Raw genomic sequence first — 15,140 nt, 5'->3', positions numbered from 1 at the left:
ATGGTTAACCTCGCGTCGCTACGCTGTCGGCCAGGATCGCCAGCACCAGTTGCTGGAAGTCCAGGCCGGCCGCGCGGGCCGCCATGGGCACCAGGCTATGATCCGTCATGCCCGGTGCGGTGTTGACTTCGAGCAGCCAGAAACGGCCTTGCTCGTCCTGCATCACGTCCAGCCGGCCCCAGCCTTCGATGCCGATGGCATCGCAGGCGCGCGCGGTCAGGTCGATCAGTTCCTGTTCCTTGACAGCGTCCAGGCCGCACGGGATGCGGTACTGGGTGTCATTGGCGATGTACTTGGCGTCGTAGTCGTAGAACACGTGCGGGGTGCCCAGCGCGATCGGCGGCAGCACCTGGCCACGCAGCACCGCGATGGTGAACTCCGGGCCGTGAACCCATTGCTCGACCAGCACTTGCGAATCGTAGTGGGCAGCGTCCTTCCAGGCAGCGATCAGCTCCTGCTCGCTATTCACCTTGGCCATGCCGATGCTAGAGCCTTCATGGGCAGGTTTGACGATCAGCGGGAAGCCCAGTTCCGTACTGGCCAACACACAGTCCTGCTCGCTGGCCAGCACGGCGTGGCGCGGGGTCGGAATACCCAGGCTCTGCCACACCTGCTTGGTGCGCAGTTTGTCCATCGCCAGCGCCGAGGCGAGGATGCCGCTGCCGGTGTAGGGAATGCCCAGGCACTCCAGCAGGCCTTGCATGCTGCCGTCTTCACCGCCACGACCGTGGAGGATGATGAAGGCGCGGTCGATCTTCTCGCTCTGCAGGCGCGCCAGCAGGTCGTCGCCGACATCGATGCCGACCACGTCGACACCGGCGCTGGTCAGTGCCTCGAGCACCGCGGCGCCGGATTTCAGCGACACCTCACGCTCGGCGCTCTTGCCGCCATAGAGCACGGCGACGCGGCCGAACGCCTTGGCGTCCAGGGTCGAGTGCAATGTGTCGTAGGCGGTGGTCATTTGGACTTCTCCTGCTGGGCGACGGCGCCGGCGAACAGTGGGCTTTTCATCAGTTGTGGGGCGAGGCCGCCGATATCACCGGCACCCTGGCACAGCAGGATGTCGCCGGCGCGCAGCAGCGGCTTGACCAGCGGCGCCAGCTCGACGCCGCGCTCGATGTAGATCGGGTCGAGCTGACCGCGCTGGCGGATGCTGTGGCACAGCTGACGGCTGTCGGCACCGGGGATCGGCTCTTCGCCGGCCGGGTAGACTTCCATCAGCAGCAGCACGTTGGCGTCGGCCAGGACCTGGACGAAATCGTCGTAGAGGTCGCGGGTGCGGCTGTAGCGGTGCGGCTGGTAGACCATCACCAGGCGCCGGCTCGGCCAGCCGCCACGCACGGCCTTGATCACCGCGGCGACTTCGGTCGGGTGGTGGCCGTAGTCGTCGACCAGCATCACGCTGCCGCCGTCGACCGGCAGCTCGCCGTAGACCTGGAAGCGTCGACCGACGCCCTGGAAGCCCGACAGCCCCTGGACGATGGCGGCATCGGTGATGCCCTCGTCAGTGGCGATGGCGATGGTCGCCAAGGCGTTGAGCACGTTGTGGTTGCCCGGCATGTTGACCGACACGTCGAGCGGCTCGCAGTCGCGACGCAGCACCGTGAAGTGGGTCTGCATGCCCTGCTGGCGCACGTTGATGGCGCGGATGTCGGCCTCTTCGCTGAAGCCATAGGTGACCGTCGGGCGTTTGACCTGCGGCAGGATCTCGCGCACCACCGGGTCGTCCAGGCACATCACCGCCAGCCCATAGAACGGCAGGTTGTGCAGGAACTCGACAAAGGTCTTCTTCAGCTTGTTGAAGTCGCCTTCGTAGGTGGCCATGTGGTCGGCGTCGATATTGGTGACCACGGCAACCATTGGCTGCAGGTGCAGGAAGCTCGCGTCGCTCTCGTCGGCTTCGGCGATCAGGTAGCGGCTGGCGCCCAGCTGAGCGTTGGTGCCGGCAGCGGTCAGGCGGCCGCCGATGACGAACGTCGGGTCCAGGCCACCGGCCGCGAACACCGAGGCCAGCAGGCTGGTGGTGGTGGTCTTGCCGTGGGTACCGGCCACCGCGATGCCGTGGCGATAGCGCATCAGCTCGGCGAGCATCTCGGCACGCGGCACCACCGGAATGCGCCGCTCGAGTGCGGTGGCGACTTCCGGGTTGGCCGGGTTGATCGCGCTGGACACCACCAGCACATCGGCGTTGGCGGCGTTCTCGGCGCGGTGGCCGACGAAGATTTCGGCGCCAAACGACTTCAGGCGCTCGGTCACCGGCGACGCCTTGAGGTCGGAGCCGGAGACTTCATAGCCCAGGTTGAGCAGCACTTCGGCGATGCCGCACATGCCCACGCCGCCGATACCGACGAAGTGGATACGGCGGATACGGCCCATTTTTGGCTGTGGCATGGCTTTCTGGGTTTCAACCATGGGCCACCTCCAGGCAGATATCGACCACGGTGCTGGTTGCGGCAGGCTTGGCCAGGCGCCGTGCGGTGCCAGCCATGGTGTTGAGTTTCTCGGGTTGCATCAGCACCTCGTTCAGGCGTTCAGCGAGCTGCGCTGCGCCAGTTGTCGCTTGTGGCATGAGGAAGGCAGCGCCTTCCCGAGCCAGATAATGGGCGTTGTGGGTCTGGTGGTCGTCGATCGCGTGGGGCAAGGGCACCAGCATCGAAGGCAGGCCTGCCGCCGCGAGTTCGCTGACGGTCAGGGCACCGGCCCGGCACACCACCATGTCAGCCCAGCCATAGGCATGGGCCATGTCCTTGATGAACGGCTCGACCTGAGCCTCGACCCCGGCCTCGCGATAACGCTCGGCGGTGATCGGCGCGTGCTGCTTGCCAGCTTGGTGGAACACCTCTGGCCGCAGCGCCGCAGACACCTCTGACAGGGCCTTAGGTAGCAATTTGTTCAATGGTTCCGCACCCAGGCTGCCACCGAGCACCAATAGCCGTGCGCGGCGCTCGGCCAGCGGCGCGCGCAGGCCCTCGAGGAACAGTTCCGGGCGCACCGGGTTGCCGGTGGTGCGACGTTTGTCGCTGGCCGGGAAGGTGTCCGGAAACGCTTCGCAGACGCGCGCCGCCAGTGGCACCAGCAGGCGATTGGCGGTACCGGCGCGGGCGTTCTGCTCGTGGATCACCAGCGGTACGCCGCACAGCTTGGCCGCCACGCCGCCTGGGCCGGTGACGTAACCGCCGAAACCGATCACGCAGACCGGCTGCAAACGGGCGATGATCTTGCGCGCCTGGAGCACGGCCTTGATCAGGGTGAACGGCGCCTTGAGCAGCGACAGCTTGCCCTTGCCGCGCAGGCCCGTGACCTGGATCAGGTGCAGCGGCAAGCCGGCCTGCGGCACCAGCTCGTTCTCGATGCCGCGCGGGGTGCCCAGCCAGTGCACGCTGTAGCCACGCGCCTGGAACTCGCGCGCGCAGGCCAGCGCCGGGAACACATGCCCGCCGGTGCCGCCCGCCATGATCAGTACGTTCTTGCCGTCAGCGGCCATGTGGGCTCTCCTCGGCAAAATCGCTCTCGTTGAATTCGTGCTCTTCGCTGCCCAGGTGCGTGCGACTCTCCCACTCGATCCTCAGCAACAGCCCGACACAGGCGCAGCAGATCACCAGCGAGCTGCCGCCGTAACTGAGGAACGGCAAGGTCAAGCCCTTGGTCGGCAGCAGGCCGACGTTCACCCCGATGTTGATCAGGAACTGGCCGATCCACAGGAACGCCAGGCCAAAGGCCATGTAGGCGGCAAAGAACTGCTTGGCTTTTTCGGCCCACAGGCCGATGTACAGGGCGCGCACGGTGACGAACACGAACAGCGCCACGGTGCACAGGGTGCCGACCACGCCGAGCTCTTCGGCAAGCACCGAGAAGACGAAGTCGGTGTGCGCTTCAGGCAGGTAGAACTGCTTCTGCACACTGTTGCCCAGGCCGACGCCGAGCCACTCGCCGCGGCCAAAGGCAATCAGTGCCTGGGTCAGCTGGTAGCCGGAGCCGAACTGATCCGACCAGGGGTCGGTAAAGGTGATCAGCCGCGCCATCCGGTAGGGCTGCGCCTGCACCAGGACAAACACCGCGACCACCGCCAGCACCACCATCAGCGAGAAGCGGAACAGCCCCACCCCGCCGAGGAACAGCATCGCCGCCGCCGCGCCCATCATCACCACGGTGGCGCCGAAGTCTGGCTCCATCAGCAGCAGGCCCGCCATCGGCAGCAGCACGATGAACGGCTTGAAGAAGCCCATCCAGCTCTCGCGCACTTCCTGCTGGCGACGCACCAGGTAGCCGGCCAGGTAGATGACCACGAAGACCTTGGCGATCTCCGACGGCTGCACGTTGAAGAAGCTGAAACCGATCCAGCGCATCGAACCGTTCACTTCACGGCCGATGCCCGGCACCAGTACCAGGAACAGCAGGCCGAAGGCGCCCAGCAGCATCAGGAAGCCCATGCGCTGCCAGGTGGCGATCGGTACCAGCATGGTCATGCCGCAGGCAACCAGGCCGATGGCCACGTAAATCAGGTGGCGGAACATGTGGTAGAGCGGATTGCCCGACTGCACCGCGGCCACTTCCGAGGACGCCGAGGTGATCATCACCAGGCCCAGGCCGAGCAGCGCCAGGCAGCCGGCGAGGAAAGCGAAATCGAGGTCGATGCCACGGCCACTGATCAGTGGCGACGGGTACGGCTTGAGGATGCCGAAGATCATGCCAGCCCCTCCGCCGCCTGGGCGAACAGGCGCCCACGCTCTTCGAAGTTCTTGAACATGTCGAGGCTGGCGCAGGCGGGCGAGAGCAGCACGGCGTCGCCGGGCTGGGCCAGTGCAGCGCATTGCTGCACGGCCTCGTCCAGGGTCTGCACGCGCACCTGCTGCACCTGCTCGCCCAGCGCCTGGCCGAGGCGTTCGGCATCGCGGCCGAGCAGCACCACGGCGCGGCAGTAGCGCGCGACGGGCTCACGCAGGGCGGCGAAGTCGGCACCCTTGCCGTCACCGCCGGCGATCAGCACCAGCTTGCCTTCGATGTCGGCGCCCAGGCCTTCGATGGCCGCCAGCGCGGCACCGACGTTGGTCGCCTTGGAGTCGTCGTACCAGTGGGCGCCGTTGCGCTCGCGCACCCATTGGCAACGGTGGGCCAGGCCCGCGAACTCGCGCAGGGCTTCGAGCATCGGCGCGAACGGCAGGCCGACCGCGTGGCCGAGGGCCAGGGCGGCCAGGGCGTTGCTCTGGTTATGCGCGCCCCGCACTTTCAGCTCGCGCGCTGGCATCAGGTTGTCGAACTCGAACGCCAGCCATTTTTCGCCGTCGACTTCACGCAGGCCAAAGGCCTTGAAGTCCGGCGCATTCAAGCCAAAGCTCCAGCACGGGCGGCCTTCGACCGGCAACGGCCGGCTGAGGGCGTCCTGGCGGTTCACCACCACCTGGTTGGCACCGCGGAAGATCCGGTGCTTGGCCAGGTGATAGGCCGGCAGGCCGCTGTAGCGGTCCATGTGGTCTTCGCTGATATTGAGCACGGTGGCCACTTCGGCGTTCAGCTGATCGGTGGTTTCCAGCTGGAAGCTGGACAGCTCCATCACGTACAGCTCGACCCTGTCGTCGAGCAGGTCCAGCGCCGGGGTACCCAGGTTGCCGCCGACCGCCACGCGCTTGCCGGCCTTGGCCGCCATCTCGCCGACCAGGGTGGTCACCGTGCTCTTGGCGTTCGAGCCGCTGATGGCGATGATCGGCGCCTTGGCGTTGCGCGCGAACAGCTCGATGTCGCCGGACAGCTTCACGCCACGCGCGGCCGCCTGCTGCAGGGCCGGCGTGGCCAGGGCCAGGCCCGGGCTGACGTAGAGCTCGTTGGCGCGGCAGAGGAAGTCCACGTCCAGCTCGCCACAGCGTACTTCCACCTGCGGGTAGTCACGGCGCAGGGTGTCCAGTTCCGGCGGTTGCTCGCGGGTGTCGGCGACCGCAAAGGCAATGCCCCGGCTCGCCAGGAAGCGAACCAGGGACATGCCGCTCTTGCCGAGGCCGACAACGATGCGGAATTGGTCGGAAGCGATCAGTGACACGCGCGTCTACCTCAGTTTCAGGGTTGCAAGGCCGATAAGCACCAGGATCACGGTGATGATCCAGAAGCGGACGATCACCCGTGGCTCGGGCCAACCCTTGAGTTCAAAGTGGTGGTGGATCGGCGCCATGCGGAACACCCGCTTGCCGGTCAGTTTGAAGGAGGCGACCTGGATCACCACCGACAGGGTTTCCATGACGAACACGCCGCCCATGATGAACAGGACGATTTCCTGGCGCACGATCACCGCGATGGTGCCCAGCGCGGCGCCCAGCGCCAGTGCGCCGACGTCGCCCATGAACACCTGAGCCGGATACGTGTTGAACCACAGGAAGCCCAGCCCGGCACCGATCAGCGCGCCGCAGAACACGATCAGCTCGCCGGCACCCGGCACGTAAGGGATCAGCAGGTACTCGGCGAACTTCACGTTACCCGACAGGTAGCAGAAGATGCCCAGCGCGCCGCCGACCATCACTGTCGGCATGATCGCCAGGCCATCGAGCCCGTCGGTCAGGTTGACCGCGTTGCTCGAGCCGACGATGACGAAGTAGGTCAGCACCACGAAGCCGATGCCCAGGGCAATCGTGACGTCCTTGGCGAACGGTACGATCAGCGTGGTTTCGACGCTGGTCGGTGCGGTCATGTAGAGGAACACCGCAGCGCCGAGGCCGAACACCGACTGCCAGAAGTACTTCCAGCGGCTCGGCAGGCCACGCGAGTTCTTTTCGATCACCTTGCGGTAGTCATCGACCCAGCCGATGGCCCCGAACAGCAGGGTGACGATCAGCACGACCCACACATAGCGGTTGCTCAGGTCAGCCCAGAGCAAGGTGCTGATGGCGATCGCGGACAGGATCAAGGCGCCGCCCATGGTCGGCGTACCGGACTTGGACAGGTGCGATTGCGGGCCGTCGTTGCGCACCGCCTGGCCGATCTGGCGGATCTGCAGGGTACGGATCATCCAGGGGCCCAGCCACAGCGACAACGACAACGCGGTCAGTACACCGAGGATCCCGCGCAGGGACAGGTACTGGAAGACCGCGAAGCCTTTGTAGAACTGCTGTAGATACTCAGCCAACAGCAAAAGCATTAATGTTTCTCCCCGCTGGCACCGCACAATGCCGCCACGACGTGTTCCATCGCAGCGCTGCGCGAGCCCTTGATCAAGATAGTGGTGTTGCTGGAATTCTCGGCGCTAACAGCGTCGATCAGCTCAGCCTGAGTCGCGAAATGACGGCCATCGGCGCCGAACGCCGCGACCGCATGAGTCATGTTGGTACCCACCGCGTACAAGGCGTTGACCTTGCCACGTGCGTAGTCGCCCACCTGCCGGTGACCTTCCTGCGCCCACTGCCCCAGTTCGCCGATATCCCCGAGCACCAGAACGGTGCGACCGGAAAAGCCGGCGAGTATATCAATGGCGGCGCACATGGAGGTGGGATTTGCGTTGTAGCTGTCGTCGATGACCCGTGCGCCACCCGGCGCCATGTGCACCACGGTGCGGCCCTTGACCGGCTGCACGGCGTTCAGGCCGGCGGCGATGCCCGGCAGGCTGACGCCCAGGGCATGCGCGGCGGCGGCGGCGGCCAGGGCGTTGCTGACGTTGTGCGTGCCGAGCAGGTTCAGCTGCACCGGCACCGAACCGTCCGGGCCGTGCAAGGTGAACGATGGGCAGCCGCGCGCGTCGCGACCGATGTCGCTGGCGTGGAAGTCGGCCTGGCTGTTGCTCAAGGCGAAACTGAGGATGCGCTGGTTGCCCGCGCGCTTCTGCCAGATCGCGAACGCCTTGTCGTCCAGGTTGAGGATGGCCGTGCCGCCCTCACCCAGGCCTTCGAGGATCTCGCCCTTGGCTTCGACGATTTTTTCCGGCCCGCCGAACTCGCCGACGTGGGCGGTCCCGGCGTTGTTGATGATCACGACTTGCGGCCGGGTCAGGCCGACGGTGTAACGGATTTCGCCGATGCGTGAAGCACCCAGCTCGATCACCGCGGCGCTGTGCTCGCCGGCGATTTCCAGCAGGGTCAGCGGCGCACCGAGGTCGTTGTTGAGGTTGCCGCGCGTCGCCAGCACCGGGCCACGGGTACGCAGGATGCAGGCGAGCATCTCCTTGACCGTAGTCTTGCCGCTGGAGCCGGTGATGGCCGCGACGGGCTTGTCGAACAGCGCGCGGTTGAGCGCGCCGAGCTGGCCGAGGGCCAGGCGGCAGTCGGCGACGACCAGCTGCGGCAGGCCGACGTCGGCGACTTCACGCTCGACCAGCGCCGCCACGGCACCCTTGGCCTTGACGTCGGCCAGGTAGTCATGGCCATCGAAGTTCGGGCCCTTGAGCGCGACGAACAACTGGCCGTCGGTGACCGAACGGCTGTCGATGCTGACGCCACCGAAGCTGACATCGGCGCCCAGCAGGCGGGCGTTGAGCGCAGCGCTCACTTCACTGAGTTTGAATGGCTTAAGCATGTGCAGCCCCCAGGCTGTAAGCGCCTTCTGGGCTTCGACCAAGTCGGAGAAATCGTGGCGTTCGCCGTTGATTTCCTGGTAGTCCTCGTGCCCCTTGCCGGCCAGGACGATGACATCGTCGGCCGCCGCGGTGGCGATCAGGTGCGCGATGGCGGCACCACGGCCGGCGACGAACTCGACGGCGTCGGGCTGGGCGAAGCCAGGGCGAATATCATCGAAGATCCGCGCGGGGTCTTCACTGCGCGGGTTGTCGTCGGTCACCAGCACGCGATCCGCCAGGCGTTCGGCGACCTCGGCCATCAACGGACGCTTGCCGCTATCACGGTCGCCGCCACAGCCGAACAGGCACAGCAGCTTGCCGTGTGCGTGCGGGCGCAAGGCTTCGAGGACTTTTTCCAAAGCGTCAGGCGTGTGGGCGTAATCGACCACCACCAGCGGCGTGTGACCACCCCCCAGGCGCTGCATGCGGCCGACCGGCCCTTCGAGCTTGGCCGTCACCTTGAGGATCTCGTCCAGCGGATAATCCAGGGCCATCAGGGTGGCGACGGCGGCGAGCATGTTGCTCAGGTTGAAGCGACCCAGCAGCTGGCTGCGCAGAGTGCGTTCGCCTTGCGCGGTGACCAGGATGGCGCGCACGCCATCGTCGTCGAACGTCGCTTCGCGGCAGTACAGCGAAGCTTCCGGGTTCTCGAGGCTGTAGCTGAGCAGCCGGGTCTCGACATGGTCGGCCATTGGCTGGCGGGCGAAGTCAGCCGCCAGGCGACGACCGAACTCATCGTCCAGGTTGACCACCTGGCTGTGCAGGTTGGGCCAGGCGAACAGCTTGGCCTTGGCCGCTTCGTAGGCCTGCATGCTGCCGTGGTAATCGAGGTGATCACGCGACAGGTTGGTCATCACCGCGATGTCGAACGCCAGCGCCGCGACCCGGCCCTGCTCGAGGGCGTGCGAGGAGACTTCCATGGCCACGGCCTTGGCGCCGCTTTTCTTCAGGTCATACAGGGTCGCCTGCACGGCGATCGGGTCGGGCGTGGTCAGCCGGCCGCTCTGCAGCTCGCCGAAGAACCCGGTGCCCAGGGTGCCGATCAGCCCGCAATGCTGGCCGAGCTTATCGAGCGCCTGGGCCAGCAGTTGGGTGACGCTGGTCTTGCCGTTGGTACCGGTCACGCCGATCAGGTTGAGCTGGCGGCTCGGCTCGCCATAGAAGCGCCCGGCGATTTCCGACAGCTGCGCGATCAGGCCCTTGACCGGGATCAGCGCGACGTCGGTCAGCGGCAGCACGGTGGCGCCCTGCTCTTCATAGGCGACCGCGGCAGCGCCACGGGCCAAGGCATCGGCAATGTGGTCGCGGCCATCGACCTTGGCCCCTGGCACGGCCAGGAACAGGTCACCCGGGCGCACGGCACGGCTGTCTAGGGTCAATTCGCGGATCAGCGGATCGCGGCTGGCATGGGCGAACAGCTTGCTCAGTGGCATCGTCATCAACCACGCCCTCCTTTGGCGGCGGCAGCATTCACCTGCTGCGGCGCAACAGGGGCGACAGGTGCAGGCGGCGGCAGGTTATCGGGCGGTACGTTCATCAGGCGCAGGGTGCCGGACATGACCTTGCTGAATACCGGTGCAGACACCAGGCCACCGAAGTAGCCGCCCTTGCTGGGCTCGTCGATGACCACGACGATGGCGTAACGCGGGTCGCTCATCGGGCCGAAACCGGCGAACAGCGAGCGGTAGGCGTTTTCGGTGTAGCCCTTGGCGCCCACGGTGGCTTTACGCGCGGTCCCCGACTTGCCACCCACGTGGTAGAACGGCACCTGCGCGCGGTAGACGCCGCGCGGCGCTTCGATCACCTGCTGGAGCATGCCTTGAATGGTTTCGGCGGTTTCTTTCGGCAGCACCTGGGTGGACTCGGGCGTCTTGTCGACCTTGACGATGCTCAGCGGCACCATCTTGCCGTCGTTGGCCAGCGCCGCGTAGGCGTGCACCAGCTGCAGCGCGGTGACCGACAGGCCGTAGCCGTACGACAGGGTCGCGGTCTCGGCCTTGCGCCACTCGCGGTGGTTGGGCAGGTTGCCGACGCGCTCACCCGGGAAGCCCAGGCCGGTGTATTGGCCCAGGCCCAGTTGTGACATCACCCGGTAGATCGCCTCACCGCCGATATCGAAGGCGATCTTGCTCATGCCGACGTTACTGGAGTTGATCAGGATGCCGGTCAGGTCGAGCACCGGCCCTTCGCTGCGCGACACGTCCTTGATGGTGTAGCGGCCGATCTGCAGGCTGCCGGGGTAGACCTCGACCTTGTCGGTGGGCTTCCAGCGGCCGCTTTGCAGGGCGGCGCTCATCGACAGCGGCTTGACCGTGGAACCGGGCTCGAACACGTCGATGATCGCCCGGTTACGCATGGCCGCGGGGAACATGCTGCGGCGGTTGTTGGGGTTGTAGGTCGGCTGGTTGACCATCGCCAGCACTTCGCCGGTCTTGACGTCCATGATCACCAGGCTGCCGGCCTTGGCTTCCTGCTCGGCAATCGCGTTGCGCAGCTCGCGGGTGGCCAGGTACTGCAGGCGCAGGTCTATCGACAACGCCAAGGTCGAACCGGCCTTGGCGTTTTTGGTGACCTGGATGTCCTTGATCAGCCGGCCACGCCGGTCCTTGATCACCTGGCGCTTGCCGGGCACCCCGGCGAGCCATTCGTCGTAGGCCAGCTCGACCCCTTCGCGACCGTGGTCGTCGAGGTCGGTGAAGCCGACCATGTGCGCGGTCACATCGCCGGCCGGGTAGAAGCGGCGGAACTCTTCCATGCCGTACACGCCCGGGACTTTCAGGTCGAGCACCTGCTGGCCCTGCTCCGGGGTCAGGCCACGGACCAGGTAGATGAATTCTTTGTTGGCCTGCTGGGTCAGGCGCTCGGTCAGCTGCTGCGGGTTCTGCCCGAGCACGGCGGCGAGTTGCGCCCAGCGGTCCTTGTACGGCTGCATTTCCTTGGGGTTGGCCCACAGCGTGGTGACCGGGGTACTGACCGCCAGCGGCTCGCCGTTACGGTCGGTGATCAACCCGCGGTGCGCCGGAATGGTGATATGGCGCAGGCTGCGGGCATCGCCCTGGCCCTTGAGGAAGGCACGGTCGACCACCTGCAGGTCGATGATCCGCCAGCAGATCGCGCCGACCATCAGCGCCAGCAGGCCGATCACCACCCGGAACCGCCAGGGATACAGTGCCCCCTCGAGTTTCATCATGGCGCCACCATCCGCACTTCATCGGCGGCCGGCACGCGCATCTTCAACTGCTCGGTGGCCAGGCTCTCGATGCGGCTGTGGGCGGTCCAGGTGCTTTGCTCGAGAATCAGCCGGCCCCATTCGGCCTGGGCCTTGTCGCGCTCGCTCAGCTCACCGAACAGGCTGTTGAGCAGCTGACGGTTCCAGTGCGCGCTATAGGACACGGCGATCGCCGAAACCAGCACGGCGACGAACAGCACAAGCATCAGGAAGCTTCCGCCTGGCAGAGGTTTGGCGAAGAGCCGACTCACCGCAACTTCTCCGCCACCCGCATGACGGCGCTGCGCGCCCGCGGGTTGGCCTTGAGTTCTGCGTCGGAGGCGAACTGCGCCTTGCCGATCAGGCGGACCTTGGGTTCGAACACGGTGTGCTGGACCGGCAGGTTGCGCGGCAGGTTGTCCGCCTCGCCCTTGACCAGCTTGCGCATGAACAGCTTGACGATGCGGTCTTCCAGCGAGTGGAAGCTGATCACCACCAGGCGACCGCCGATCTCCAGCGACTCGAGGGCGGCCTCGAGGCCCGCCTCGAGATCACCCAGCTCGTTGTTGACGTGAATACGCAGGCCCTGGAAGGCACGGGTGGCCGGGTTCTTGCCCTTTTCCCAGGCCGGGTTGGCGACCTTGAGCACTTCGGCAAGGTCCGCAGTGCGCTCGAACGGCTTGATCACACGACGCTCGACCACCGCACGGGCCATCCGCCCGGAAAAACGCTCTTCGCCGTACTGCTTGAACACACGGGCGATTTCTTCTGCGGGGGCGGTGGCGATGAACTCGGCGGCGCTGATGCCCTGATCGGGGTTCATGCGCATGTCCAGCGGGCCATCGTTGAGGAAGCTGAAGCCGCGCTCGGGGTCGTCCAGCTGCGGCGACGACACGCCGAGGTCGAGCAGCACGCCGCTGACCTTGCCGGCCAGCCCGCGCTCGGCGAACTCATGGCCCATCTCGGCAAAGCTGCGCTGCACAATGACGAAGCGGCCGTCTTCGGCCGCCAGCGCTTGCCCCGTGGCAATCGCTTGTGGATCTTTGTCGAAGCCCAGCAGCCGCCCATCCGGCCCCAGCTTGCTGAGGATCAGGCGACTGTGCCCACCACGGCCGAAAGTGCCGTCGACGTAGCAGCCGTCGGCGCGCAGGGCCAGTGCCTCGACAGCTTCGTCGAGCAGCACGGTGATGTGGTTGAAGCCGCTATCTATGGTCACAGGATCAGGTCACGCAATTCATCAGGCATGGCGCCCGGTTGTTGAATAGCTGCGAGATCGGCTGCCGAAACCGCGTTCCAGGCATCTTCATCCCACAGCTGGAATTTGTTCAGTTGCCCCACCAGCATCGCCTTCTTGTCGAGCTTGGCGTATTCGCGCAGGCGGGGCGGGACCAGGAAACGACCACTGCCATCGAGCTCCAGGTCAACCGCATTGCCAATCAGCAAACGCTGCAGGCGGCGGTTTTCCTCACGCAACGACGGCAAGGCACGCAACTTGGCTTCTATCTGTTCCCACTCATCGAGCGGGTATACACATAAGCAGGGATCTACCGCATCAATAGTCACGATCAGCTGGCTGTCGCAGCGCGAATCCAGCTCGTCACGGTACCGACTCGGCATGGCGAGTCTGCCCTTTGCATCAAGGCTGACGGCGTTGGCTCCGCGGAACACGGCTGTGATCCCCACAATATTAGCGTTTTTGTGTCAGAAAACCCACTTCATCCCACTTTCTGCCACTTGCGCACACTATAGGAATCCGCCCGCCACACCGTCAAGGCACGCTCGTAGGGAAATCCCTTACACAGCGGCGATTTAGCGCAACAAAGCGATGAGAAGTGATTATTGGCGGGTAAAACGGAGGGGAAAAACCGTACGCACTCAAACGGATAGAGTGTGAAGTTAATGTAATTTATTAAGAGTAAGATTTTTTCGGTATTACCAACGCGATCCTGCTATCGATTCAAGCAGGGAGGGAGGGAGAGGTGGAGAGTCGATCTATAAGCCGGGTTTTGTCGAGGACAGTCATTCCTCTACGACGGCCATCACTGGACGCCTCTAGCAACCTACCCGGTTCCGACGCGGGCCACGCCTAATGGAACCCTATTTGGTCTTGCTCCGAGTGGGGTTTACCTAGCCACGAACTGTTGCCAGACGTGCGGTGCGCTCTTACCGCACCTTTTCACCCTTACCGGCACCGAAGTGCTTAGGCGGTTATTTTCTGTGGCACTTTCCGTAGGCTCGCGCCTCCCAGGGGTTACCTGGCACTCTGCCCTATGGAGCCCGGACTTTCCTCCCCCCTCTTTTGCGGAACAAAAGAAGGCAGCGACTGTCCAATCGACTCTCCGCCGACAAGGTTAACGGCAGGCGCGCTCAAGAACAAGCGATATCACCCACTATATCGTCTGCATCGCCTGATCTTACTGGGTTTTCTGTTTTTCCAGGGCCGCCTGGTACAGCAGGTTCTTGCGCACACCGGTAATTTCCGCCGCCAACGCCGCCGCGCGCTTGAGCGGCAGTTCGGCGAGCAACAGGTCCAGCACCCGCTGCGCTTCGCTGCTGATGGCCTGGTCGTCTTCCGGCGCACTCCAGCCACCGACTACCACCACGCACTCGCCACGCTGCTGATTACTGTCGGCGGCGACGAACGCGTGCAGCTCAGCCAGCGGCAAGCCCTTGAGGGTCTCGAAGGTTTTTGTCAGCTCACGCCCGAGCAGCGCCGGGCGCTCGGCACCCAGCACCGCGTGCATATCCTCGAGGCACTCGAGGATGCGATGCGGCGCTTCGTAGAAGATCAGCGTGCGCGGCTCTTCCTTGACCTGCTCCAGGCGCGCGCGGCGCCCGGCCGTCTTGGCCGGCAAGAAGCCTTCGAAGATGAACCGGTCAGACGGCAGGCCGGCCGCCGACAGCGCGGCAATCAAGGCACAGGCGCCAGGCACAGGCGCCACCTTGATCCCCGCCGCACGCGCCTGGCGCACCAGGTGATAGCCCGGGTCGGAGATCAGCGGCGTGCCGGCATCGGAGACCAGCGCCACATCGTCACCGGCCAGCAGCCGGGTGATGAAGCGACTGCCTTCTTCACGCTCGTTGTGCTCATGGCAGGCCGCCAGCGGCGTATCGATACCGAAGTGCTGCATCAGGCGCACCGAGTGACGGGTGTCTTCGGCAGCGATCAGGGCCACATCGGCCAACACCTTGAGGGCCCGCGCACTGATGTCGTCGAGGTTGCCGATGGGCGTTGCGACCACGTACAGCGTACCGGTGGTGGATTTCGAAGCCCCTGCTACATCTGTCACTGCGCGCACCTGTCTTTCGGATCAAAGGCGCCATTGTAGCCCGAGCATCCGCAATAGGGCGCAATGAACTTCACCGGCGAGCGGCTGCAGGCGACCTATAGTGAAGGTTGCGCGT

12 protein-coding genes and 1 other RNA gene are annotated in these 15,140 nt (G+C 65.3%); all 13 read right to left on the bottom strand.

Annotated elements, in window-relative coordinates:
- Window positions 1–4: 4 nt before the first annotated feature.
- On the bottom strand, window positions 5–961 hold the full coding sequence (locus tag CCOS865_RS18560) for a D-alanine--D-alanine ligase (protein ID WP_119143495.1): 957 nt from the start codon (window positions 959–961) through the stop codon (window positions 5–7).
- Entirely contained in the window at window positions 958–2,412 is a 1,455-nt protein-coding gene (gene murC / locus CCOS865_RS18555; RefSeq protein ID WP_119143493.1) for a UDP-N-acetylmuramate--L-alanine ligase, read from the bottom strand. The genes CCOS865_RS18560 and murC overlap by 4 nt, the downstream gene beginning before the upstream one ends.
- Complete coding sequence (gene murG / locus CCOS865_RS18550; RefSeq protein WP_119143491.1) at window positions 2,405–3,484, bottom strand: undecaprenyldiphospho-muramoylpentapeptide beta-N-acetylglucosaminyltransferase; 1,080 nt, start codon at window positions 3,482–3,484, stop codon at window positions 2,405–2,407. The genes murC and murG overlap by 8 nt, the downstream gene beginning before the upstream one ends.
- The gene (ftsW, locus tag CCOS865_RS18545; RefSeq protein ID WP_119143489.1) at window positions 3,474–4,688 is read right to left on the bottom strand and encodes a putative lipid II flippase FtsW; all 1,215 of its coding nucleotides are present in this window, start codon (window positions 4,686–4,688) and stop codon (window positions 3,474–3,476) included. Before ftsW ends, murG begins: the two co-directional genes overlap by 11 nt.
- Entirely contained in the window at window positions 4,685–6,031 is a 1,347-nt protein-coding gene (murD, locus tag CCOS865_RS18540) for a UDP-N-acetylmuramoyl-L-alanine--D-glutamate ligase (protein ID WP_119143487.1), read from the bottom strand. Before murD ends, ftsW begins: the two co-directional genes overlap by 4 nt.
- Before the next feature lie 6 nt (window positions 6,032–6,037).
- Window positions 6,038–7,120 carry a phospho-N-acetylmuramoyl-pentapeptide-transferase gene (mraY, locus tag CCOS865_RS18535; protein ID WP_119143485.1) on the bottom strand — a complete coding sequence of 361 codons (1,083 nt, stop codon included), beginning with the start codon at window positions 7,118–7,120 and terminating at the stop codon, window positions 6,038–6,040.
- Window positions 7,120–9,960 carry a bifunctional UDP-N-acetylmuramoyl-L-alanyl-D-glutamate--2,6-diaminopimelate ligase MurE/UDP-N-acetylmuramoyl-tripeptide--D-alanyl-D-alanine ligase MurF gene (murF, locus tag CCOS865_RS18530; protein ID WP_341868392.1) on the bottom strand — a complete coding sequence of 947 codons (2,841 nt, stop codon included), beginning with the start codon at window positions 9,958–9,960 and terminating at the stop codon, window positions 7,120–7,122. The genes mraY and murF overlap by 1 nt, the downstream gene beginning before the upstream one ends.
- 5 nt (window positions 9,961–9,965) lie before the next feature.
- Entirely contained in the window at window positions 9,966–11,714 is a 1,749-nt protein-coding gene (locus CCOS865_RS18525) for a peptidoglycan D,D-transpeptidase FtsI family protein (protein WP_167469077.1), read from the bottom strand.
- Window positions 11,714–12,007, bottom strand: a complete 294-nt coding sequence (ftsL, locus tag CCOS865_RS18520; protein WP_119143480.1) for a cell division protein FtsL — start codon at window positions 12,005–12,007, stop codon at window positions 11,714–11,716. The genes CCOS865_RS18525 and ftsL overlap by 1 nt, the downstream gene beginning before the upstream one ends.
- Window positions 12,004–12,951 (bottom strand): 16S rRNA (cytosine(1402)-N(4))-methyltransferase RsmH, encoded by a 948-nt coding sequence (gene rsmH / locus CCOS865_RS18515; protein ID WP_119143478.1) that lies wholly within the window; start codon window positions 12,949–12,951, stop codon window positions 12,004–12,006. The genes ftsL and rsmH overlap by 4 nt, the downstream gene beginning before the upstream one ends.
- Window positions 12,948–13,403, bottom strand: coding sequence for a division/cell wall cluster transcriptional repressor MraZ (gene mraZ, locus CCOS865_RS18510; RefSeq protein WP_119143476.1), 456 nt, complete (start codon window positions 13,401–13,403; stop codon window positions 12,948–12,950). Before mraZ ends, rsmH begins: the two co-directional genes overlap by 4 nt.
- A gap of 311 nt (window positions 13,404–13,714) precedes the next feature.
- Window positions 13,715–14,074, bottom strand: an RNA gene (gene rnpB, locus CCOS865_RS18505) — RNase P RNA component class A.
- Between the two features lie 75 nt (window positions 14,075–14,149).
- Window positions 14,150–15,025, bottom strand: coding sequence for a 16S rRNA (cytidine(1402)-2'-O)-methyltransferase (gene rsmI, locus CCOS865_RS18500; RefSeq protein WP_119143474.1), 876 nt, complete (start codon window positions 15,023–15,025; stop codon window positions 14,150–14,152).
- Window positions 15,026–15,140 lie beyond the last annotated feature (115 nt).

The sequence above is a fragment of the Pseudomonas reidholzensis genome (assembly GCF_900536025.1).
Lineage (GTDB): Bacteria > Pseudomonadota > Gammaproteobacteria > Pseudomonadales > Pseudomonadaceae > Aquipseudomonas > Aquipseudomonas reidholzensis.
This window is presented reverse-complemented; position numbering and strand designations above follow the sequence as displayed.